The 23301-nt window shown below is 31.6% G+C and carries 26 protein-coding genes; 12 read left to right on the top strand and 14 right to left on the bottom strand.

The genetic code is table 11. The features are described 5' to 3' along the window. Nucleotides 1-4: 4 nt before the first annotated feature. From EYY60_RS16520 to EYY60_RS16545, 6 genes are all read right to left on the bottom strand, one after another. The gene (locus EYY60_RS16520; RefSeq protein WP_132990411.1) at nucleotides 5-505 is read right to left on the bottom strand and encodes a TlpA family protein disulfide reductase; all 501 of its coding nucleotides are present in this window, start codon (nucleotides 503-505) and stop codon (nucleotides 5-7) included. A gap of 317 nt (nucleotides 506-822) precedes the next feature. After that, nucleotides 823-1278: a hypothetical protein gene (locus EYY60_RS16525; protein ID WP_132990412.1), complete on the bottom strand. Its 456-nt coding sequence runs from the start codon at nucleotides 1276-1278 to the stop codon at nucleotides 823-825. 76 nt (nucleotides 1279-1354) lie between these two features. Next, nucleotides 1355-2011, bottom strand: coding sequence for an alpha/beta hydrolase (locus EYY60_RS16530; RefSeq protein WP_132990413.1), 657 nt, complete (start codon nucleotides 2009-2011; stop codon nucleotides 1355-1357). 171 nt (nucleotides 2012-2182) lie between these two features. Beyond that, complete coding sequence (locus EYY60_RS16535; protein ID WP_132990414.1) at nucleotides 2183-3205, bottom strand: hypothetical protein; 1023 nt, start codon at nucleotides 3203-3205, stop codon at nucleotides 2183-2185. Between the two features lie 90 nt (nucleotides 3206-3295). Further along, nucleotides 3296-4417: a BT_3928 family protein gene (locus EYY60_RS16540; protein WP_132990415.1), complete on the bottom strand. Its 1122-nt coding sequence runs from the start codon at nucleotides 4415-4417 to the stop codon at nucleotides 3296-3298. Nucleotides 4418-4506: 89 nt separating this feature from the next. After that, complete coding sequence (locus EYY60_RS16545; protein WP_132990416.1) at nucleotides 4507-5046, bottom strand: DUF1599 domain-containing protein; 540 nt, start codon at nucleotides 5044-5046, stop codon at nucleotides 4507-4509. Between the two features lie 244 nt (nucleotides 5047-5290). Between EYY60_RS16545 and folP the strand changes: the two genes are divergently transcribed. After that, on the top strand, nucleotides 5291-6115 hold the full coding sequence (gene folP, locus EYY60_RS16550) for a dihydropteroate synthase (RefSeq protein WP_132990417.1): 825 nt from the start codon (nucleotides 5291-5293) through the stop codon (nucleotides 6113-6115). 126 nt (nucleotides 6116-6241) lie between these two features. Further along, on the top strand, nucleotides 6242-7573 hold the full coding sequence (locus tag EYY60_RS16555) for a hypothetical protein (RefSeq protein ID WP_162847901.1): 1332 nt from the start codon (nucleotides 6242-6244) through the stop codon (nucleotides 7571-7573). 42 nt (nucleotides 7574-7615) lie between these two features. Here the strand turns inward: EYY60_RS16555 and rlmH are convergent, their stop codons facing one another. The 7 genes from rlmH to EYY60_RS16590 all read right to left on the bottom strand — a co-directional run bounded on the left by rlmH (nucleotide 7616) and on the right by EYY60_RS16590 (nucleotide 13193). Next, nucleotides 7616-8089, bottom strand: a complete 474-nt coding sequence (gene rlmH, locus EYY60_RS16560; RefSeq protein ID WP_132990419.1) for a 23S rRNA (pseudouridine(1915)-N(3))-methyltransferase RlmH — start codon at nucleotides 8087-8089, stop codon at nucleotides 7616-7618. A gap of 94 nt (nucleotides 8090-8183) precedes the next feature. Further along, on the bottom strand, nucleotides 8184-8486 hold the full coding sequence (locus EYY60_RS16565) for an antibiotic biosynthesis monooxygenase family protein (protein ID WP_132990420.1): 303 nt from the start codon (nucleotides 8484-8486) through the stop codon (nucleotides 8184-8186). 115 nt (nucleotides 8487-8601) lie between these two features. Then, nucleotides 8602-10017: an amidohydrolase family protein gene (locus EYY60_RS16570; protein ID WP_132990421.1), complete on the bottom strand. Its 1416-nt coding sequence runs from the start codon at nucleotides 10015-10017 to the stop codon at nucleotides 8602-8604. Nucleotides 10018-10207: 190 nt separating this feature from the next. Then, nucleotides 10208-10492 carry a GNAT family N-acetyltransferase gene (locus EYY60_RS16575; RefSeq protein ID WP_132990422.1) on the bottom strand — a complete coding sequence of 95 codons (285 nt, stop codon included), beginning with the start codon at nucleotides 10490-10492 and terminating at the stop codon, nucleotides 10208-10210. 5 nt (nucleotides 10493-10497) lie between these two features. Beyond that, entirely contained in the window at nucleotides 10498-10893 is a 396-nt protein-coding gene (locus tag EYY60_RS16580; RefSeq protein ID WP_132990423.1) for an OsmC family protein, read from the bottom strand. Nucleotides 10894-10895: 2 nt separating this feature from the next. Further along, nucleotides 10896-11777, bottom strand: coding sequence for a pirin family protein (locus tag EYY60_RS16585; protein ID WP_132990424.1), 882 nt, complete (start codon nucleotides 11775-11777; stop codon nucleotides 10896-10898). 315 nt (nucleotides 11778-12092) lie between these two features. Beyond that, entirely contained in the window at nucleotides 12093-13193 is a 1101-nt protein-coding gene (locus EYY60_RS16590; RefSeq protein WP_132990425.1) for a DNA alkylation repair protein, read from the bottom strand. A gap of 205 nt (nucleotides 13194-13398) precedes the next feature. Between EYY60_RS16590 and nadC the strand changes: the two genes are divergently transcribed. The 6 genes from nadC (at nucleotide 13399) to priA (ending at nucleotide 19353) form a co-directional block, all read left to right on the top strand. Beyond that, entirely contained in the window at nucleotides 13399-14256 is an 858-nt protein-coding gene (gene nadC, locus EYY60_RS16595) for a carboxylating nicotinate-nucleotide diphosphorylase (protein WP_132990426.1), read from the top strand. 91 nt (nucleotides 14257-14347) lie between these two features. After that, a complete protein-coding gene (locus EYY60_RS16600; protein ID WP_132990427.1) occupies nucleotides 14348-15271 on the top strand; it encodes a YihY/virulence factor BrkB family protein in 924 nt (307 codons plus the stop codon). A gap of 1 nt (nucleotide 15272) precedes the next feature. Beyond that, nucleotides 15273-15698, top strand: coding sequence for a DUF2147 domain-containing protein (locus EYY60_RS16605; RefSeq protein ID WP_132990428.1), 426 nt, complete (start codon nucleotides 15273-15275; stop codon nucleotides 15696-15698). Nucleotides 15699-15712: 14 nt separating this feature from the next. After that, nucleotides 15713-16459 carry a subclass B1 metallo-beta-lactamase gene (gene bla-B1-FLAV / locus EYY60_RS16610; protein ID WP_132990429.1) on the top strand — a complete coding sequence of 249 codons (747 nt, stop codon included), beginning with the start codon at nucleotides 15713-15715 and terminating at the stop codon, nucleotides 16457-16459. A gap of 18 nt (nucleotides 16460-16477) precedes the next feature. Beyond that, complete coding sequence (locus EYY60_RS16615; RefSeq protein WP_132990430.1) at nucleotides 16478-16867, top strand: hypothetical protein; 390 nt, start codon at nucleotides 16478-16480, stop codon at nucleotides 16865-16867. Nucleotides 16868-16902: 35 nt separating this feature from the next. Then, a complete protein-coding gene (gene priA, locus EYY60_RS16620; RefSeq protein ID WP_132990431.1) occupies nucleotides 16903-19353 on the top strand; it encodes a replication restart helicase PriA in 2451 nt (816 codons plus the stop codon). Here the strand turns inward: priA and EYY60_RS16625 are convergent. Further along, the gene (locus EYY60_RS16625) at nucleotides 19350-20048 is read right to left on the bottom strand and encodes a LytR/AlgR family response regulator transcription factor (RefSeq protein ID WP_026729423.1); all 699 of its coding nucleotides are present in this window, start codon (nucleotides 20046-20048) and stop codon (nucleotides 19350-19352) included. The genes priA and EYY60_RS16625 overlap by 4 nt on opposite strands. A gap of 177 nt (nucleotides 20049-20225) precedes the next feature. Between EYY60_RS16625 and rpsF the strand changes: the two genes are divergently transcribed. From rpsF to EYY60_RS16645, 4 genes are all read left to right on the top strand, one after another. Beyond that, nucleotides 20226-20567, top strand: a complete 342-nt coding sequence (rpsF, locus tag EYY60_RS16630; RefSeq protein ID WP_068842999.1) for a 30S ribosomal protein S6 — start codon at nucleotides 20226-20228, stop codon at nucleotides 20565-20567. A gap of 5 nt (nucleotides 20568-20572) precedes the next feature. Further along, a complete protein-coding gene (rpsR, locus tag EYY60_RS16635; protein ID WP_002987043.1) occupies nucleotides 20573-20869 on the top strand; it encodes a 30S ribosomal protein S18 in 297 nt (98 codons plus the stop codon). 66 nt (nucleotides 20870-20935) lie between these two features. Next, nucleotides 20936-21376 (top strand): 50S ribosomal protein L9, encoded by a 441-nt coding sequence (rplI, locus tag EYY60_RS16640; protein ID WP_132990432.1) that lies wholly within the window; start codon nucleotides 20936-20938, stop codon nucleotides 21374-21376. A 145-nt stretch (nucleotides 21377-21521) separates the two neighbouring features. Further along, entirely contained in the window at nucleotides 21522-21995 is a 474-nt protein-coding gene (locus tag EYY60_RS16645) for a DUF6495 family protein (protein WP_132990433.1), read from the top strand. Nucleotides 21996-23301 lie beyond the last annotated feature (1306 nt).

The raw sequence follows: 23301 nt of genomic DNA on the forward strand, positions 1-23301 counted from the left end.
ATTCTTAAGCCTGTTTTAAACTTTTTAAAGCTTCGTTGATTTTGTCAAAATCAGTTTCGATAGCGCGATAAAGCACAATTTTTCCTGTTTTGTCAACAATGATGTAACGTGGAATCCAATCTAAGTCGATCGCTTTTCCGAATAAGCCTTTCATACCATCGTTCATCATGTAATGATCGCCTTTTAACTCGTGCTTTTCGATTCCAGCTTTCCATTTATCGGCTGTTTTATCAGCTGAAATGAATAAATAAGATACATCTGGATTATTGGCTTGTAATTCTTTTACTTTCGGCATTGCTTTTACGCAGTCACCACACCATGAAGCCCAAACTTCGATAACTAAAGTTTTTCCTTTGTATTTTTTTAAAATCTTTTCGAAGGCAACTTGTTTTTCATTTGAAGCTAATAATTTTTCAGACAAGGCTTCTTTTGAAAATTCTTTTTTCTGAGCCTGAGTGCATGAAAAAGTAATAAACGCAATAACGACTAGGGCTAATTGTTTCATATTATATTTTAATTATTTTTTATTAAGTACTGAATTCACAAAGTTAAACAAACAAATTGAATGCCAATTGTTCATTAACAAAATTTGAAGAAACGTTTATTTTGTAACAAAATGTGAAATTTAGGTTACAAAAAGCAAAATGAAATCGTAATAGTTGACGAAAAAAAGCAGAGATTATTTCGATCTTTTTTAGAGAAGATGAAAAAAGGACTGAATTTTTATTTTTTGAAGTCGTTTTTGTGGAGAAAAAACGTCGAGATTTTGCTTTTTTTCGAAACAAAAAAGGAACTTATAATTAAGTTCCTTTTTGATAATATTTAAATCTTTGTATCAACTAAAATTTTATAAACTCCTCGAGTTTGATCTAATTGAAAGGTTGCATTTTTAATTTGAAAGTCTTTAAATTCTGTATATGAACACTTGCCACTGATTCTATTTGCTTGTACATGAAATTCAAAAATACTTTTTCTAGCAATATTTACTGAATAATTTATGGTTTCGGTTTTCCAGCCAATACTTCCAATTCTAATTACATTGTAATTGTTCTCGGATATAAAATTGTATTCGATGTTTTTACTAGAATCGTTTAAGTCTTTTATAGTAATGTCACTGCTTTTGTATGTGCCATAAGTGAATAAGTTCTCTCCAGTTGTTTTATCTATAAGTTCAAAAGAGAAGTCTTCTGGAGGTGTAAAGCAAGCAATACTATCATTGCTGCATCCATAATTAAGAACAAGCAAGAAAATAAAAATAAACTTCGATATGGTTTTCATAGCAAACGGTTGGTTAAGGTATTCTCAAATGTAAGAATAATATTCCGATTTGTATATTAAGTTTTGATTATGAATTTTAATTCAATTCATAATCCCCATTTGCCCATTTTTTGCTTGGAGCAATCCAATTGTCGGCAGCTTTGTATAAAAATCCATGTTTTAGGCCAGTATTAAGTTCAATTTCTTTAAAATGCTCTATTTTGCATTTAGAAGTTTCTTTTCGTTTGATTGCCGAAACTCCATAAACATCTGATTTCTCATAAATGGTTAATATATTTCCGCAGAAATTAATTTCTGGAAATTCTTGAATATCTACATCTCTGAAACAGCCAATAAAAACAAAATTTACATTCGGATTGGCTAAATAAGTAGAAACAAATTGTGCGATATAACCACCTTTTGAAGTCCCGATTACAGTTATTTTATCTGGTGAAATGCCTTTTTTAAGTAGAGTTTTAATTTGTTTAACAATCTTTTCGGCATATTTTTTCGCATCAGTATTTTTCTTTCTGATTTCGCTGTAAACAATAAAATTATCTTTTCTGAAGGAAGCCAAAATTTCATTGTATTCAGCTTTTCCATATTCAGGATGTGGAACATTTAACGGATTTTGCTCTATATAAGCATTGTGCAAAAAGAAGATGTAACGCTGGTCTTTGTTGGTTTGAGCAGAAATTTGAATGTTAAAAAAAGTAATAAATAGAAGAATAGCAACTCTTAAGAATCGGGTCATAATTTACATTGGTTTTTGGAATGGTTTATATACCAAATATAAACAAACAATTAGTGGTTTTATTATTTTTCTTACGAAATAAAAACGCCAATATTCTTTTTAAGGAATATTGGCGTTTAGTAAAATTGTTTGTTCAAGCTCTTGCATTGCAAAAAAAAGAAAATAAGGTTGTTAATTATCTTTAAAAAAATAATTATATGCCATTAAGAGAAATGGGAATGTCACAAAAGTTAACCAGATTATAAATTGTCTGGGAACGATTTCAAAATAATAATTTAAAAAGAAAATAGTACTAACAAAAAGAAGACAAAACTTAGAGTCTGATTTGCTTACTTGTATATCTGAATATCTATCGATATGTTCATTTTTGAGTCCACTTATCGCATCAGAATATTTTGTATAGAAGAATATTTTCCAACTTAGCAGAAAACCAATAAGCATCATAAAATTCTGAATCATGTAAATACTTGAAACACCTAAAAGAAAATATTGAATTGCAATGTAAGTTCCTTGTATTAATTCATTAGTGCTTACAACGCTTCCATAATAAAAAAATCCATGTAAATTATCGATAGCGAAAAAAAACATAATTATGGAGCTCCAGATACTTAAGATTAGTTTTTTAGTATCAGATAAATAAGCTTTACTAAAAGCATTATATAAAGAAAATAAGGAAAGTGAAATTACAATAATCATAAATGTTCGTAAAATGATATTATCAAATCTTACCAAACCATTATCTATAACCCAATAAATCATGGATATCGAAAGTATTAAGGTTATGCCTTCTGTCAATTGAGGAGCAATTCTTCTCTTATTAAATAGTAGTGAAAAAACAACATATAAAATAAAGAAAACAATAGGCCAAGCTAAAATACTTAGATTTAAAATTTGTGTCAAATCAAATTTTGAATTAGGTGAGATGTGATATAAATAAAGACCTAAGCCAAAAGTAGAAATAAAAGAAATAATAGCTATTACAGCAGCTGTTGTCCATGCTTTTGTGATTCTTTTGCTTTCGAAAATAATACCTGAGATTAGTGCCAGGATGTGAAGAGGAATCAAATGCACACCATCAGTTTCGTAAAAATTAGAATCACAAATGACATAAAGAATCACAAAGAGTATAAATAAAAAAAAGTAAAGAATTTTAGAAAACTCGGTAGTTGATTCATTTTTTGGCCTTAAAATCATATTTCTTATTGGTTAATTGTTTATTCAAAAAAAACGCCAATAAATCTAAAAAAGAATATTGGCGTTTAGTAAAATTATTTATTTAGGTTCTTAAATACCGTAAGCAACATCAGATAATTTCAAATCATCAACATCATTGTAGTGTACTTTTTGAACAATAGTTCCTTTATGTAAAACAACAATACTCGGGTTTGCTCTTTCAACGGTTTTTAAAGCTGTTGCATCACAGAAATAAAAATCAACATTTAATCCATATTGTTTTTTTGCTTTTGCAATTTCTTCTGGTCCAGAAGCCGTCATTCCAATTACTTTATAACCTTTTGCTTTTGCATCCTGATTTACTTTTTCTAATTTTTTCATTCCTTCAGGATTTGATAAAGCCAAATCATAAGTTACAAAAATTACTAATTTAGGCTCTTGCAGTAATTCTGCTTTGTAGTCAGAATCGTCTTTTGTCATCGTGAAATCGTGAATTGGCGGAATATATCCTTCTGTAATTACTTTGTCTTTACGATCAACAAAAGTGGCGCCTTGCGGAATGTTCATTAAATCTTTTTCTGTAAATTCTTTATCAACTCCGTTTACTTTGTAGATGAAAATCATTTCAACCACAGATTTTGGTGCGCCTTCCGGAATTTCCATTCCTTTTTCAATATTAGTTCCCACTTTATATGGACGGAAATCTTTTATCGGATTGTGGTTTAAAACCCAAACGGCCATAAATACACAAAGAATGATGCTGATTAATACGATGATATTGGTAACCATTTTTGGAAACAATGGTTTTACCAATTTTTTATTAATGAATAAAATCAGAATGAAGAAAAGTAAAACAACATCTTTTGTAAATGATTGCCAAGGCGTTAAATGTAAAGCATCTCCAAAACAACCACAATCTTTTACTACGTCAAAATAAGCCGAGTAGAAAGTAAGGAATGTAAAGAAAACGATCAATAATAATAAAGCCCAAATAGTCAATTTAGATTTATATCCAACCAAAAGCATTACACCCAAGACTACTTCTAAAATCACTAAAAAGATTGCCAAACCTAATGCCAAAGGTTCTAAAAATGGCATATTAAAAACGGGTTCGCTAAAGTATTCAGCTAATTTATAAGAGAAACCAACAGGATCATTCAATTTGATTAATCCAGAAATGATAAATAATACACCGACAAATAATCGGGAAAATTGGGTAATGATGTTTTTCATGGGAATATATTTGGGATTTTTTTCGCCACGAATTGCACGAATTTCCACGAATTAATTTGTGAAAATTCGTGCAGTCCGTGGCGAACTATTTATTTTATAGGATTTAAAATCAGTGCAAAAACAGAATAATTAATCATATCCTGATAATTGGCATCAATTCCTTCAGAAACGATTGTTTTTCCTTTATTGTCTTCAATTTGCTTAACGCGAAGAAGTTTCTGCAAAATCAAATCGGTCAAAGAGCTTACGCGCATATCACGCCAAGCCTCACCGTAATCGTGATTTTTTGCTTCCATTAAGTCTTTGGTAAGCTTTACTTTAGCATCATATAATTCGGTTGCTTTTTCAACGTCAAGATCAGGCTGATCCACAACACCAAGCTCTAACTGAATCAAAGCCATAATCGAATAATTGATAATTCCGATGAATTCTCCTTTTTCATCTTCATCAACTTTACGAACATCGTTTTCTTGTAAACTTCTGATTCGTTGTGCTTTTATGAAAATTTGGTCAGTCAATGACGGAAGTCTTAAAATTCTCCACGCACTGCCGTAATCTTTCATTTTATTGATAAACAAAGTACGACAGATCGTAATTACATTATCAAACTCTTGGGAAGTATTCTTCATTTATATGCTGTATATTTGCTTAAATTTTTTCAAAAATAAGGATAATTTTTTTAGAGTTTCAAGTTTCAGGTTTTCTTTGTTTCAAGTTTTTTCTAAACAAAGTGTTAATGGGATAACTTGAAGCTGGAAAATGTTTCAAGTTTCAAGTTTCACGTTTTGAAACTTGCGTAATCTGTGTCAACTTGAAACTTGAAACCTGACTCGAGACTGAAAGTCGAACTGGCGAAGCAAACAAAATAAAACAATGACAATAAACTGCAAAGGCACCCTTATAGATTTATCGATTCCTAAAGTAATGGGAATTTTGAATGTTACGCCAAATTCTTTCTTTGACGGAGGGAAGTATAAAAACGAAGAAGAGATTATTTCACAAGTAGATAAAATGCTTTCAGAAGGCGCGACTTTTATCGATATTGGCGCTTACTCAAGTAAACCAAGTGCCGAATTTGTTAGTGAACAAGAAGAAATTGATAGAATTGTTCCGGCAATTGAATTGATTTTAAAGCATTTCCCAAAAACGTTATTGTCAATTGACACTTTTAGAGCCGAAGTTGCAAAAGCAAGTATTGAAAGTGGCGCAGTGATTATAAACGATATTGCAGCGGGAGAATTAGACGAAAAAATGTTTGATGTTATTGCGCAATATAATGTTCCGTACATTATGATGCATATGCGCGGTAATCCGCAGACAATGCAAAGTTTGACGCATTATGAGGATATTGTAAAAGAAATGCTTTTTTATTTTTCAGAAAAGGTAAAAAAGGCAAGAAGTTTAGGAATTAACGATTTGATTTTAGATCCAGGTTTTGGTTTTGCCAAAACAATTGATCAGAATTATGAAGTCATGCAAAAAATGGAACTTTTTAATTTATTGGAATTGCCAGTTTTAGCAGGTATTTCAAGAAAATCGATGATCTATAAAACACTTGATATTACGCCTCAAGAAGCTCTTAATGGAACAACATTTCTGAATACTATTGCTTTAATGAAAGGCGCAAAAATTCTTCGTGTGCACGATGTAAAAGAAGCTGTGGAATGCATTACTTTGTTTAATAAACTTAATTCCTAATAAAAGATATACTTTATAAATATGTTTAATACCAAATTAGTAATACTGGGTTTTTTGATTGCTTTTTTCTTGTTTTTCTGTAATTTATTATATCTATTTTTCTCGTTTCTGTTTGGAATCAGAGTTTTGAAATTTTCAATGTTTTTCAGTCCGAGATTCTCTCTTTATGATAGAAAAATTGGAAATACTGATTTTGTTTTAGGATGGATTCCGATTGGCTCTTCTCTTGAAATATTTGGAAAAACTCCAGATATTGAGGAACGACGCGCTATTCCAGAACATGATTTGCCTTTCGCTTTTTTTACAAAAAAAATATATCAACAGATAATAATCGTATTTACTCCTACAATTATGTATTTTTCAGTTGGTGTTTTGTGTTCATTTATGTTGCTAAAATCTCAAAATGCTTTATGGAGTTTAGATTATATTTTGACATACTTAAATGAGGTTTTTAAGACAATGTTTGGTAATCATAAAGATGTATTAGCCTTTAAAATTCTAACTAAAAAGTACGCGAGCGAAAATAATATTGTGCTATTCAGTTATTTTATATTTTCATGCTTTTTACTTTTTTGTGCTGTATTTGATAACTTTATGAATTATCTAAGATTAAACGCTTCAGAGTCAAAAATAAAAAATGGTTTCACTATTGCTTTAATGATTTTTCCTGCGATTTTAGCATTTTGGAAGATTCCAGCTTTGATTTTTAAATATTATACTTTTGGAGAAGTCTTCAGTTATTTAATTGATTTTTTCTTAGGAATGCTTGTGTTTGGGACCGCCCTTCTTTTTATAACGGTTTTTATTTTGAAATTATTTAAGCCAAAGTTTCTGGGTTTAGTTTTGGTTGCTTGTCTTCTGTTTTCCTGCGGAGAAAAAAAAGACGTTTTACTTCCAAAATCAAACGTTACAATTGTAAAAGACGTTCAAGATCATTCACCAATTTACATCTTTTTTAAAGTAGAAGGAAAAGATACAATTGCCGATGTAAACAGAAAAAACAGCATTATTTCAACCAATTGGATTTTCAATATTGACAAACGTTTGCCTTTGAAATTGGTAATTCCGGAAGTAATGAAATTGCAAGAAAAAAAACGTGGTGACAGTGCCCACAAAAACGAAAAAGCCGAAAATTATTATTCCTACGCTGATTCTATTGGAAAGAATTTAGCCTTTTTGCCTTTCACAAAAGTGTATTATAAAATGGAGAAACCAAAGTTTGGAGTAGAAGTCTATTTTAAGAAAGACAATTCGATTTTAGTAGAGGGAAATTTAGTTAAAAGAGAAGAGTTGCAGAATTATTTAAACCACATGTTTCATGATAAACCTCTAAAGTATATGTTTTCTTTTGATAAGGATTTGGGTTATGGAAGTTACATTGAAAATAAAATTTTCATCGGTACTTTAAAATTTCCTTTTCCAGAAATAAACTTAACAGATAAAGAATTTATATTCTAGTCAAATTACGATTAAACAATTAAACAAATCAACGATTAAACCTTACTGATGATGATAAGGTTCATTTCGTAAAATTGTAAACCCACGATACAATTGTTCGATAAAAAACAAACGAACCATTTGGTGCGAAAACGTCATTAGCGAAAGCGAAACTTTTCCTTGTGCTTTTTTATAAACGGCTTCAGAAAATCCGTAAGGACCACCAATTACGTAAACCAAAGTTTTTACTCCAGAATTCATTTTCTTTTGCAATTCTTCAGAAAAACCAACACTAGAGAAGTTTTTCCCGTTTTCATCCAATAAAATTAATTGATCTGTTGCTGAAAGTTTTGAAAGAATCAATTCGCCTTCTTTTTCTTTTTGCTGGCTTTCAGATAAGTTTTTTACGTTTTTGATGTCTGGAATAATCTCTAAATCAAATTTGATGTAAAACGACAAACGTTTGGTATAATCGTCAATCAGAGTTTGAAGCGATTTATTGTCTGTTTTTCCTATTGCGATAAGTTTGATGTTCATTTGAAATATTTTTTCACCACAAATTTCGCAAATTTTTACAAATTTAATCAGTGTCAATCAGTTTAATCCGTGGAATCTGTGGGCGATTTAATCTCTATTTTTTATTCTCAAAAACCGTTTCAAAATGCTCTACGATAGGAAACGGTTCGTAATAATGATGCAAAATCTTTTTCCATTCCAAATACGCTTCAGAAGTTCTGAAACCTACCGTATGATCTTCAAGTGTATTCCAGTCTACCAATAAAAGATATTTGTTTTCGACTTCAAGACATTTTTCTAAACGATGTCCTAAATAGCCATCAATTGATGAAATGTATTGGCTTGCTTTAGCAAAATCAGCTTCAAATGTTGATGCTAATTCTGGTTTTATATAAAGATAAACAGCTTCTAGAATCATAATTGTAAATGTTTTTTCACACAGATTTAAACAGATGTTATTTTGATATTTTATTAATAAAATCTGTGTTTATCAGCTTAAATCTGTTTAAATCTGCGTGCAATTTTCGCAAAGATTAGTTTTTAGAAAATTTCGCTTCAAAAGTTTTAAAACGATTATCTAAATCTTTAATTAATTGTTTTTTAATCGATTCGTCCTGAATAAAACTATAATTGATGCTGTTGTAAACATATTTTTTTATAGTAGCATACGAAACATCCTGATATCTTTTAGCCAATAAAACATATTGCTCCGTCATATTGCTTCTTAAAATTCCTGCATCGTCTGTACTGATTACAATTGGCACATTGAATTCTTTGTAAAGCGTAAACGGATGTCTATTTTCTTTTACTTTCAAAATAAATTCATTGCTAGCCAAATTGATCTCAATCGGGATATTGTTTTTAGACATATATTTCAATAAATCATACGAATTTGCTTCGTAAGCAATATCAACGCCATGACCTATTCTGTTTGCTCCTGCAACATAAATCGCATCGTTAATATGCCAGGTCAATTCTTCTGGCTGAACCAAACCTAAAGTCAATTCGCCCGCGTGTAGCGTGTATTTTACATTCGGAAATTTATCGTGGCAGTATTTAAACATGACCATATGAAGCCAATAATCCTTCATGGAAGTTTGTCCGTGCTCAGGAGAAACGATGTTTACACCCGCAGTCAATTTGCTTTCGCTTGACGAAATAAATGCGATAACCAGATTTTTGAATAAATCTACCGGTTCCATAAAACGCAATACAAAGTTTTGATAACGCATCGTGAATTTTTCGTCGTCAATTTTTAAGTCTTTGTGAAGTTTTGTTAAGAAATTAGTATTGAAATCCTCAGCATATTTTTTAGCATCTTTTTTCTGAAGTGATTTATACAATTCATCCAAAAGTTTTAAAACTGCTTTTTCATCTTTTTGAGAAGATGCCTGACGCAATTTTGAATTAAAATCTGATAAATCTGAAACATTCATATCACACGGAATTGTAGATAATTGTGTTTCGATATAACTTACATTTTCGGCAATGGCACGCTTTTTTAATTCGAGCATTCCTTCAGCAAAATGACCTTGAATAGTTGGTTCGAATTTCATAAACGAATCAAAAAACTGATCGTCAGACGGTACAGATCCATTGTAATCTTTGATCGACCAAGTCTGCATAATTTGCTGTTCGTAGTAATCTAATTTTCCTTTATTTGCAAGAGAGGAGAAGTTTTCCCAGTTTCCTTTTTCAGGCTTTGTTTTTGAAACCGCCATAGTTTCCAGATTCAAATAAAAGTCTTCAGCAATAGCTCTTTCTAAAAGTGGTTCTGCATAAACTGATCCTGAAAAATGGTGGTGTAAATCGCCTCCTTTAGGCATTTGTTGAAAGAAAGCTGTTAAGAGAGCTTCGTTATTTCTGATTTTTTCTAAATAACTCTCAGCCGATTGAGAAAAGCCGATTTGCGTTATAAAAATACAGAAAAGCGTAATTATCCTTGTCATACTCTAAGTTTAAATTACGCGCAAATATACGAGTTTTCGGAGAATTTTGAAAATTTTGTTTTTAAGGGACAAAGGCTCAAAGGTTCAAAGGGACAAAGTTTTTAAAGAAATAATCAAATAAAAAAAGACGCACTGTTGTGCGTCTCTATACTAAAACCTCTGAACCTTTGTCACTTTGAACCTTTGTAACTCAAGAAAAAAGCACATCATGTATTTCAGGAACCTTATCAAAAACACTTTTTGCAAAAGGACAAAGCGGGATGATTTTCAAATTATTAGCTCTTGCATATTCTACAGAAGCCATAACTAATTTTTTACCAACACCTTTTCCGTTAAAATCTGGACTAACTTCTGTATGATCGATAATGAATTTTGAATCGCCAGCCCAAGTATAAGTCATTTTTCCCGCTTCTTTTCCGTCTTCGATTGCTTCAAAATAGCCTCTTCTTGTATCGTTTATTTGTTGAATTTCCATTGTAATTATATTAATGTCGTTTTGATTTCGATTGAATGTGTCAGTGTTTTGTGAATTGGACAGCTGTTTGCAATCGTTTCTAATCTTTGTCTTTGTTCTTGGTCAACATCGCCAATCACTTCAATTTTTCGCGTAAATGAGGTACAATTTCGCTCTGAATCTCTTTCAAAATCAATCTTGATATTGATTTCCTCGACATTCCATTGTTTGCGATTAATGTACATTCGTAAAGTGATCAATGTGCAAGAAGCTAGGGAAGAAGCCAAAAGTTCGGTTGGATTTAAACCTAAATTTTTCCCTCCTAGTTGTTGCGGTTCATCAGAAATTAAAACATTTCCGCTTGCAGAAGTAATTTCGGTGCGATATAAACGCGTATCTATTTTAGCTGAAATTGTATCCATAATTATTTGATTCTTGGTTCAGGTAATGGTACAAATTCGGTTTCTCCTGGAACTTTTGGGAAAGTTTGTTCTGTCCAGTCTTTTTTTGCTTTTTCGATTAATTCTTTATCGGAAGAAACGAAGTTCCAAAAGATAAAATGTTCTTCAGGAAATGGCTGTCCGCCGAAGATATAAACAGTTGAGTTTTCAGAAATTTCAAACTCACAAAGAGAAGCTTCGGTTGTAATTAAAATTTGTCTTGGATCGTAAGTATGTTCGCCATTTTTGATGCTTCCGTCTAAAATATATAAACCGCTTTCGCCAAATAAATGATGTCCAATATTGATTTTCTTAGCCTCTTTACTTTTAATTTCGATAAAATATAAAGGACTATAAACCGGAACTGGAGATTTTTTGCCAAAAGCTTCGCCGGCAATTAATTTGTATGAAACTCCGTCTTCTTCCCAAGCCGGAATATCATCTGCTTCAACGTGTGTGAAATTCGGGTCCATTTGTTCCAATTCCTTCGGAAGCGCTACCCAAATCTGCAATCCGTGAAGCATTTTGTCTGAATGTCTTAAATATTCTGGCGTTCTTTCAGAGTGAACGATTCCTTTTCCAGCCGTCATCCAGTTTACAGCACCAGGTTTTATTTCTAATTCTGTTCCCAAACTATCGCGGTGCATAATGCTTCCCTCAAACAAAAAAGTCAATGTTGAAAGTCCGATATGCGGATGCGGAGGAACATCCATATTTTCATGATCACTTAAATGTGCAGGTCCCATATGATCGACAAAAACAAATGGTCCGACAGCTCTTTTTTCACGGAAAGGCAATAAACGACCTACCATAAAATTGCCAATATTGGCAGCACGTTCTTCGATAATTAAACTGATATTTGACATTTGGTATTTTGATTTGATTTGAAAACAAAGTTACAGTTGTAATAGAAAGCTGTAACTTAATTTAGATTAAGAAAAATTGTTTTTGTTTTTTTTGAATTATAAAAATAAGGAAAAACGTTGGTTAAGTTTTTAGTTGATGATTAAATTTAGTTTCAAAAAGTCCCAGAGGGACGAAATATTTGTAGAAAAAAGGTTGCCACAACAACAAAACCCTAGCGGGGTGAAATAAATATGTCGCTCCGCTGGAGCTTTTTTGTGGAATACGATAATATTATCTATAAATATTCTGCTCCGCTGGAGCATTAAAATAGGACATTATTCAATTAGGTCGAAACTTAGGGATTCACTTTCAGTTCCATTAATAATAATAGACAATTGATGAATTCCAGTATGAAAAACTCTCGTTGTAATTAACTTAAAAGACTGATTTCTTTCAATCTTAGTTAATTGATTTGGATGATAAATCTTCTCGCTTATTTTAAAGACTTTTTTAGCCAAATGTCCTTTTGCTTTTTTGTAATGAACAGCATATTCCAAACGAATGGTTTTTGGTTCTTCATTTTTATTGTTTAAATGAAATTGAAATTGCAGGTAATCGCCAATTTTTACTTTCGGGGTTTTAATTTCAAAAGACGAAAGTTCAATATTGGTGCTTTCTAAACCATAATGACTCAAGATTTCAGGATGACCTTGTTTTAGTAAAGTTCGGCTTCCGTGTTTTATGATTCCGTCGGTTTCTTTGCTATGGCCTTTCCATTTCGAGGCTATTTCAAGAACAATCTGCGGATTATCTTTTGCAATATCATTTAAATTATTGGCAACGCTTCTGCGGACATATTCTGAAGGATCATTTTTTAGATTTTCCAAAATTGGAAGAATAGAAGTAGGGTCTTTTTTCAAGAACGGAATCGCCATTGCCCACGGTAATCTCGGACGCGAACCTTCGCTCGCCAAACGGCGTACGTGGTGATTTTCATGAAGCGACCATTTGATCATTTCATCAATCATTTTTTCTTTATATTTTAAAATAAAAGGACGAACGGCAAATTCACAGCTTATAAATTGTGTTATGGAAACAAAGGCTTTCGTCGAAGTTTCAAAATTGTCTAAGCCATATATTTCGATATAATCGGCAAAGAAAATAAACGCTAGATTTCCATCAGTAAAACTGTTTTTCTTTAAGTTTTCGATGATTTTGTCAATTAAAGAAGTTGCTTCTACGAAATTTTGAGGCATAAATTGATGCAAAACAACTGTTGTATGCTTCATTCTGTCTTTCCATTCTTTATTTGCAAAATCACCTTCGTAAATCGCATCAATGAATTTCTTTTTATTGAATGAAGGATGCACTTCGGCCACAGCCTGACCAAATTTTTCGTAAAAAGAAACAGAGTAAATATCTTTAATTAATCCCATAATTTTTTGCTTGATTGAACCTCAAAGGTATTTAATTGAACGCTTATTATGGGAGTAAGTTTTGTTAAGAATTGTAACTTTATTTTTCTGAATATTTTAATAGTTAAAAAAGAGATATTTAATACTTTATATAACTTTTCGTGTTATTGGAATTTTTAAATCCATAAAATATATCCTAATTTAGCATATTATTAAAAATAGAAAAATGATAAGTGAAGCGCAATTTCAAGCAGAATTACAACTTTTGATTACAAATGCCATTAGAGAAGATGTTGGCCCTGGTGATTATAGCTCGTTGGCATGCATTCCTGATACAGCACACGGTCAGGCCAAGTTATTGGTAAAAGATCAAGGGATAATTGCTGGCGTTGAATTGGCTAAAATGATATTTGAACATGTAGATCCAAAACTAAAAGTGAAAACTTATATAGAAGACGGAACTCATGTGGAGTATGGTGAAGTTGTTTTTGAAGTTTCAGGAAGCTCGCAGTCTATTTTAAAAGCTGAAAGAGTGGTCTTGAATACGATGCAACGTATGTCGGCAATTGCAACAAAAACCAGTCATTTAATGCAACTTTTGGAAGGAACTGGCGCAAAGATTTTAGATACCCGCAAAACAACTCCAAATTTTAGAGTCGCTGAAAAATGGGCTGTAAAAATTGGAGGAGGTGAAAATCACCGTTACGCTTTGTACGATATGATTATGCTAAAAGACAATCATATTGATTTTGCTGGGGGCATTACACGCGCGATTTCTAAAACAAAAGAATATTTAAAGGAGAATAATTTGGACTTGAAAATTATTGTTGAAGCTCGTAATCTAGATGAAATTAGAGAGATTTTATTGAGTGATGGTGTTCACAGAATCCTGATTGATAACTTTAATTATGAAGATACCAAAACCGCTGTTGAATTAATTGGCAAAAAATGCCAAACAGAATCTTCAGGAAACATTAATGAAAAAACAATCCGTGAGTATGGTCTTTGCGGTGTGAATTATATATCGTCTGGAGCTTTGACGCATTCAGTTTACAATATGGATTTGAGCTTGAAAGCTTTTTAAAGAAGTTTTGAGTTGTAAGTTTTGAGTTAATTTTTTTGAATCTAAACTCTCCCGATAGTTATCGGGACTAAAATCTAAAATCAAAGTAAATATGTCGCAAGAGATAGAAGCTCGGATTGAGAAACTACCTGTTATACGCAATCTGGCACGACTTTTTAAAAGAATAAAATTCCCTTGGTTAGAGGGATTTTCTTTGTATGATTTGCTCGAAATGTATACCATCGGTATTATCGATGGGGCATTTTCGTATCATGCAAGTGCGGTTTCTTTTAGCTTTTTTATGGCTTTATTCCCTTTTGCGCTGTTTATTTTGAACTTGATTCCGTTTATTCCAATTGATAATTTTCAGGATGATTTTCTTCAGTTTGTGCAACAGAGCGTTCCTCCTAACACATTCGACGCTATAAGTAAAATTATCAGCGATATTTTAAATAATAGTCATTCAGGCTTATTATCAACGGGTTTTTTCCTGTCAATATTTTTAATGGCAAATGGTATTAATGGTATTTTAAGCGGTTTTGAATCTTCAAAACATGTTTTTGACAAACGTGGATTTTTGCATCAATATTTAGTTGCGTTGGCTATTTCACTTGTGATGACTGTTATTTTGTTTGTTACTGTCGCAACAATTGTCGTTTTTGAGGTATTTATTCAAAAAACAATCATTCAAGATGTGCTTAGTGACCGCATTCCATTGATTATTTTAGGGCGATATTTGTTTGTTGTTTTAATGATCTTGATAACATCTTCAATATTACTGCGTTATGGTACAAAGCAGTATAATAAAGTGCCCTTTATTAGCATCGGATCTGTTTTTACGACCATCTTAATTGTTATATCTTCGTTCTTTTTTGGGATTTGGGTTATAAAATTCTCAAAATATAACGAACTTTATGGCTCAATTGGAACATTATTGATTCTAATGTTCTACATTTGGATAAACTGTATGATTCTGCTTTTAGGATTCGAATTGAATGCTACTATCAGAAAATTAAAACAAAAAAAAAATAAATAGTATGAAAAATTGGATGTTAGCAATTGGTGTTTTTTTCTTTGCAATGAGTGTTCAGGCTCAAAGTGTTATTGGAAAATGGAAAACAATTGATGATGAAACTGGAGAAGCAAAATCAATCGTAGAGGTTTACGAAAAATCAGGTAAAATTTATGGTAAAGTAGTAGAAATACTTCGTGAAAATCATAAAAAAGATGTTTGCAACAAATGTGATGGAGCTGAAAAAAACAAACCGATTTTAGGAATGGTGATTATTAATGGTCTTAAAAAAGACGGAAATGAATATAACGACGGAACAATTTTAGACCCAACAAACGGTAAAAAATACAAATGCTATATCACATTAGAATCTGCTGACAAATTAAAACTTCGCGGTTATGTTGGAATTTCATTAATGGGAAGAACGCAATATTGGACACGTGTGAAATAATTAATTCAAAATAAATGCGAAAATTAGCTTCGATAGTTTTATTCTTAGTTTTAACAGCAAATAGCGTTGGACAATCTAAGAATTCGCCATTACAAATAAGTCATCTTACGGGTGACTTTTATGTTTATAAAACGTTTCATGATTATAACGGAACGATGATTTCTGCTAATGCCATGTATCTTGTGACAGATAAAGGTGTTGTTCTGTTTGATGCTCCTTGGGATAAAACACAATTTCAGCCATTGTTAGATACAATAAAGGCGAGACATAATAAAGATGTGATAATGCTTTTTGCAACACACTCGCATGATGATCGTGCGGGAGGTTTTGATTTTTTTAGAAAAAAAGGAATCAAAACTTATTCAATTAAACTGACTGACGATATTCTGAAAAAGAAAAATGAACCTAGAGCTGAATTCATAATTCCGAATGACAAAACTTTTAAAGTTGGCCAGCATACTTTTGAGGTTTATTACCCAGGAAAAGGACATGCACCAGACAATATTGTGGTTTGGTTTGATAAAGAAAAAGTACTTTATGGAGGCTGTTTTGTAAAAAGTGCCGATGCTGAGAATCTTGGTTATTTAGGTGATGCTGATGTGAAAGAATGGAAGAAATCAATTGAAAAAGTGAAGTTAAAGTTTAAGGGGCCAAAGTATATTGTTCCAGGCCATGAAGATTGGAAAAATACTGAATCTTTAAATCACACTTTGAAGCTGGTTGATGAGTATTTGGCTCAAAAATCAAATGTGAAAGAATAATTTGTAAATTCCAATACTATGAAGCGTTCATTGTTTTTTGCAATTGCCGGAGTTGGATCTCTGGGTTTTGGAATTGTTATGTACTTATTTCCGGAATTTATTTCTGCTATTTTTGGAATGAAATCAAGCCCTGAAACTTCAAGTTTGTATAAAGGTCTGGCAGGGTTAATTATAGGTTCCGGTGTTTTGAATTTTTTAGTAAAAAACGAACACGATTCTGCAGTTTTAAAAAAGGTTTTAATTGCAAATATGGTTGGTCATTTTTTTGGAATTACGGCTGATATTTGGGGACTTTTAAATGGAGTTTTATCTTTTTCAGGAATTGCCCCTGTTGAATTGGTGCATTTGTTTGTCGGATTAGGGTCTTTTATTTATTATAGAAAAATTAAAATTGAAAAGAATAATTAGATCTTTGTGGTTATTCGAAAATATACAAAAAATCAATGTTTTTTATCGAAGTTATTTTACCGCTTTCCTTAGCAAAAACGTTTACTTATCGAATTTCTGAGGCCGAATATCATTTCATTAAAAAAGGAATGCGAGTTGCGGTACCTTTTGGTAAAAACAAAATATACACGGCGCTAGTTTTAGATATTCATGAAAATGCCCCAACATTATATGAAGCCAAAGAAATTCATCAAATTTTAGATGAAAAACCAATCGCAACAGAAATTCAGATTAAGCATTGGCTTTGGGTTGCAAACTATTATATGTGCGGAATTGGCGATGTGTATCGCGGAGCCTTTCCAAGCGGATTATTATTGGAAAGTGAAACAATTGTTTCTCATAAACCTGAAGTTATCGTAAATGACAGCGAACTATCCGATGATGAATTTTTGGTTTATGAAGCCTTGCAGCATCAAAGTTCGTTGAAGGTTCAAGAAATTGCTTCGATTTTAAATAAGAAAAACATACTTCCTGTTCTTCAAAAATTAATAAGTAAAGATATTATTGTTTTAGAAGAAGAAATAAAAGAAAGCTATAAGCCAAAATTGATTCGATATGTGAAATTGCATTCTAAATATGAATCAGATAATGGTTTGGCAGAATTGCTGGAAGTTTTAAAAAGCGCCAATAAACAAAAAGAAATTGTTATGGCATTTTTCCAGCTTAGCGCTTCTGAGAAAAAGCCAATTACTGTAAAGAAACTGACCGAGTTTTCTAATGTCTCTTCTGCAGTTGTAAAAGCTTTGGTTGAAAAAGAAATTTTCGAAGAATATTTTTTGCAACAGGACAGAATTACTTTTAGTGGAGAAAAATCGGAAAATGCACTTCAGTTAAGTGAAGCGCAGGAGAATGCTTTTAGAGCAATAAAAGCAAGTTTTGTTGAGAAAGAAGTTTGCTTGCTTCACGGTGTTACTTCAAGCGGAAAAACAGAAATTTATATCAAGTTAATCGAGGAGTACTTGCAAACAGGAAGGCAAGTATTGTATTTGCTTCCTGAAATTGCTGTGACAACACAATTGGTTTCTCGATTGCGTTTTCATTTTGGAGATAAAGTTGCTGTTTTTCATTCGAAATATAACAATAATGAAAGAGTTGAGGTTTGGAGGCAAACACTTGAGAATTCAGAAAAAGCTCAAATTGTAATCGGAGCAAGATCAGCATTGTTTTTGCCTTTTAATGATTTAGGCTTGTTGATTGTCGACGAAGAACATGAACAAACTTTTAAGCAGACTGATCCTGCGCCAAGATTTCACGCAAGAGACGCGGCAATTGTTTTGGCCAATTTTCATAAAGCAAAAGTAATATTAGGTTCTGCAACACCAAGTATTGAAACGTATTTTAATACACAAAATGATAAGTACGGATTGGTAACTCTGAACGAACGTTATAAAAATGTTCGTTTGCCAGAAGTAGTATTGGTTGATTTAAAAGACAAGCATTTTAGAAAAAGAATGACAGGGCACTTTAGCGATGTTCTTATTGATGAAATTGCAGAAGCGATGTCTTTAGGCGAACAAGTTATTCTGTTTCAAAACAGAAGAGGATATTCTCCTATTATGGAATGTTTGCGTTGCGGCCATGTGCCACATTGCCAACAATGCGATGTGAGTTTGACGTATCATAAAAATAAGAATCAGCTGCGATGTCATTATTGTGGTTATTCTATTGCAAAACCTACCAATTGTCACAATTGTTCGAGTATAGATTTAACAACAAAAGGTTTTGGAACAGAACAAATAGAGCAGGAGTTGGCATCTCTTTTTCCAAAAGCAAAGACTGCCAGAATGGATCAGGATACTACAAGGGGTAAATTTGGTTTTGAAAAAATTATTGATAATTTCAAGAACCGTGAAGTTGATATTTTAGTAGGAACCCAAATGTTGGCCAAAGGTCTGGATTTTGAGAATGTAAGTTTGGTTGGAATCATGAATGCAGATAATATGCTTCATCATCCTGATTTCAGAGCTTTTGAACGTAGTTTTCAAATGATGACTCAGGTCGCTGGAAGAGCAGGAAGATCAGAAAAACAGGGAAAAGCGGTTATACAAACTTACAATCCAAATCATAATACGATTCAGCAGGTTACAAACCATAATTATATAGGTATGTATAAGGAGCAGTTGTATGATAGGCAAATTTATAGATATCCTCCTTATTTCCGTATCATAAAACTGACTTTGAAACACCGCGACTTTGATCGATTGAAAGAAGGGTCAATGTGGTTGTACCAAGTTTTGAGCCAAAATTTGAATATGCCGGTTTTGGGGCCAGAGGAGCCGGCGATAAGCAGAATCAGAAATGAATATATCAGAACGATATTAATTAAGATTCCGCAAAACCTTCATTTAGGAAACACGAAAAAGACTATTCAGAAAATGTTGAATAGTTTTGAAGCTGTAGCGCAGTATAGATCAATAAAAGTTATTGTTAATGTCGATTTCTATTAAGACGACGTTGACAATGCTTTTACTAGATCTTCTTTTTTGTTTCGGCTTAATGGGATTTTTGTAATTCCGATTTCGGCAAACTTGCTGTTGAAGCGCTCTACCTTATCAATATTGATGATATAAGATTTATGTACTCGGATAAATTTATCTTTGGATAAATCATTTTCAAAAGACTTCATTGTAGAAAGCACCAAATTGCTGTCATCTTCCGTAACTACTCTTACATAATCTCCAAAAGCTTCAATCCATTTGATTTTAGCGGTAAAGATTTTAAGTTTTTTAAGATTACTTTTGATGAAAATATGTTCGCCTTCTTCCTCTTTGACTTCTTTTTTAAGCAAGTGCATATCGATTGCCCTTTTGACAGAGGCGTTGAATCGATCCACTGCAATTGGTTTTTGCAGATAATCAGTAGCGTCATAATCAAAAGCTTTTAAAGCGTATTCGGCTTTAGAAGTGATAAATATAATTTGTGGCTTCGATTTAAGTCCGTCGAGGAAGTCAAAACCATTGATGACAGGCATTTCGATATCAAGAAATATTAAATCGATATTATTTAAAGAGATACAGCTTTTCGCTTCTATTGCATTAGAAAAGTCCCCGATTAAGTGCAAACCTGGGTGATTATTAACTAATTTTGCAATAATCGTCCTTTGTATAGAACTATCATCTACAACAACACAGTTTAGTTTCATAACATTTAAATTTAGAATAAATTCAGGATAGCAGTAGTAAATGTATTATTTTTTTGGAAAATAAACTAAACTGAGCGAGTATTTTTTGCTGTATGACGAATAAAAGCAAAAAAAGGTTGGATATATAAAAATAATGCTTACTTTTGCACCCAATTTTAACAAATAAATATTTTATTTATGAATCATTATGAAACTGTTTTCATTTTAAATCCCGTTTTATCTGAGGTTCAGGTGAAGGAAACAGTAACGAAATTTGAAGAATTTCTTACTAGTAGAGGAGCTGAAATGGTATCGAAAGAGGATTGGGGTCTTAAAAAAATGGCTTACGAAATCCAAAACAAAAAAAGTGGTTTTTACCATTTATTCGAATTCAAAGTAGCTGGAGAAGTTCTTTTAGCTTTTGAAACTGAATTCAGACGTGATGAAAGAGTTATGCGTTTCTTAACTGTAAGTTTAGATAAACATGCTATTTCATGGGCTGAGAGAAGAAGAGCAAAATTAAAATCTACTAAAGCGTAATTATTATGTCTACAATCGAACAATCTGCAAAAGGAAAAAAAGACGGAGATATCAGATATTTAACGCCTTTAAACATTGAAACTAACAAAACTAAAAAGTATTGCCGTTTCAAAAAATCAGGAATCAAATACATCGACTATAAAGATGCTGATTTCTTATTGAAATTCGTTAATGAGCAAGGAAAAATTCTTCCTCGTCGTTTAACAGGTACTTCATTAAAATACCAAAGAAAAGTTTCTGTAGCTGTAAAAAGAGCTCGTCACTTAGCTTTAATGCCATACGTGGCCGATTTATTAAAATAATTAAAAACTCTAGTCGCTGGTTTCTGTTACCTCAGAACCTAACTTCTAAAATATAAGGACAACAACATGGAACTTATTTTAAAACAAGACGTACAAAACTTAGGATTTAAAGATGATGTAGTATCTGTAAAACCTGGTTACGGTCGTAACTTTTTAATTCCTCAAGGTTTTGCTACTTTAGCAACTCCTTCTGCTAAAAAAGTTTTAGCTGAAAATCTAAAACAAAGAGCACACAAAGAAGCTAAAATTGTTGCTGATGCTAAAGCATTAGCTGAAACTTTGAAAGCTCTTGAAATTAAACTTAGTGCAAAAGCTGGTGGAGAGAAACTTTTTGGTTCTATCACTAACATCGATATCGCTGAAGCTTTAGAGAAATCTGGTAATGCTATCGATAGAAAATTCATCACTAGCGGTGTTGTAAAACGTTTAGGAAAATACAATGCTACAGTTCGTTTACACAGAGATGTAATCGTTGAATTAGCTTACGAAATTGTTGCTGAAAAGTAATAGTTTTAAAATCTATATAGAAATCCCGATGAAAATCGGGATTTTTTTTTAGATATATAATCGATTATTAATAATTAGATTTATGTTTGACGGCTTTCGGTATATTGCTTGAAGCTTACAGCGTAAAGCATAAAGCCAAAAAGAAATGAAATACGCAAGATTAACAAAAGAACAATTTGACGAATTGCACGCAGAGTTTGCAAGCTTTTTAGCAACTCAAGCAATTGATAAAGCAGAATGGGATTCCCTTAAGGTAAACAAGCCTGAAGTGGCTGAGCAGGAATTGGATGTTTTTTCAGATTTGATCTGGGAAGGAGTGTTAGGAAGGGCTGAATTTTTGGAACATTTTTCTAAAAATCATATTTTCTTATTTCAATGTTTTGATACTTATGTTCAGTCTATTGTTTTGAAATCGCTAGTGCCTGAAACTGATTTTTTAACTCAGGAAGGCTTGCAGTGGTTGAGTGATAATATGTTTACTGAAACAATAGAAATGAAAGTTGGAAAAAAAATCTTCACTGAGGATCGAAATTCTTCAATTTTTGAATTGATTCAACAAGGAGCTTTTCTAAGTGACGGGCAATTGTTTAGACAAATTAATTCAATTATTGAGTCTTAATTAGACGATTTTTAAGTTTTTTAAATTATAAAAAGATTAAACAGTTCATATTTGGATTGTTTGATCTTTTTTATTTTTTTAACATTTGTTTAATCTTTAATTTTTTTTTGAGCAGGTAGTTTTACGTGTTTATTTCGGATTTCTCAATATTTTAAGAGTTTGGTATTAAAAATGTAAAATCCTTATGTGTTATTAAGTTTGTTGTTAATTTTACAACGTTTAGACTGTGTTTTTGTAAGTTTTTTCTTTTATAATTAAAAATTAACGTTAATTAAACGTGTTTTTAATACACTTCGTAAAGTTTGTTTTTCCTAGTAAAAACGGTGTTTTTTCTTATATATTCGTGCTTTTTAGAGCTTTTTACAATTCTGGTTCTGAAAAAAAATAAAAAAATTAGATTGGTTTTTGATTTTATTTTTTTTATTTTTGATATGTAAAGGTTAAACAAAATAATGCGGTTTTGTAAAATGTTACTGTTTTAGAAATGTTTTGTTTAATGTTTTGAATTTTGAACTAAAAGTGTTTATCAGTATTATTTTTTAAGTAACTTAATTAATATGCGTATGGAATTGACAATTACTCTCATTATCAAGTTTGCATTAGGTGTTCAAATCATTTTTACTTTATTAAGCTTAGTTTTAGCTTTAAAATTTGCCCACAAGGTTTTATCGTATTCAACTTTGGATTTATTCCAAAAATCTATTCATAAGATTATTTATTTGTTTTCAAGCCCCAGTCGGTGGCTTGCTTAATAAATAATGTTGTGTCGTGTTTGTTTTTTTTAAATAATTACGATCACTACTATTTATTGCATTAAAAGTTTCAATGTTTAAGATTTTCCTTAAACAGAAAATCTTAAGGAAGCATAATCAACTTCTAATGACATTGAACCTAGAATATTAATAAAAAAATTCCCCCTCACATAGTAATTTAATTTTTCTTTTATGAAAATTAAGCTTCAAACAAATCACTTCATTAGGAAGAATGGTCTAGATCAGTATTTCCTAAAAGTTTTGAGGAACTTATTATTCAGGATGAATAAGATTGCTCTATGGTATACATAGTTATGTGTAATCCAAATGTTTTTTTAATTGAAATGTAACTTTTAGGTAAACCCCAAATACTCTAAAGTATATTTTAAAGTGTTGATTATTAGTGTTTTTTATAATTGCATAAGCATACGTGTTTATCGCAGCAGGTTATTTATTGTCCATTTTCTAATCTTCCAAATTATGAAAAGAAATTTTACTTTTTGCGATCTCATCTTTAAGAAGAGATTAGTGGGGCTATTATTTTTATTCCTATT

It is taken from the genome of Flavobacterium zhairuonense (genome assembly GCF_004352915.1).
Lineage (GTDB): Bacteria > Bacteroidota > Bacteroidia > Flavobacteriales > Flavobacteriaceae > Flavobacterium > Flavobacterium zhairuonense.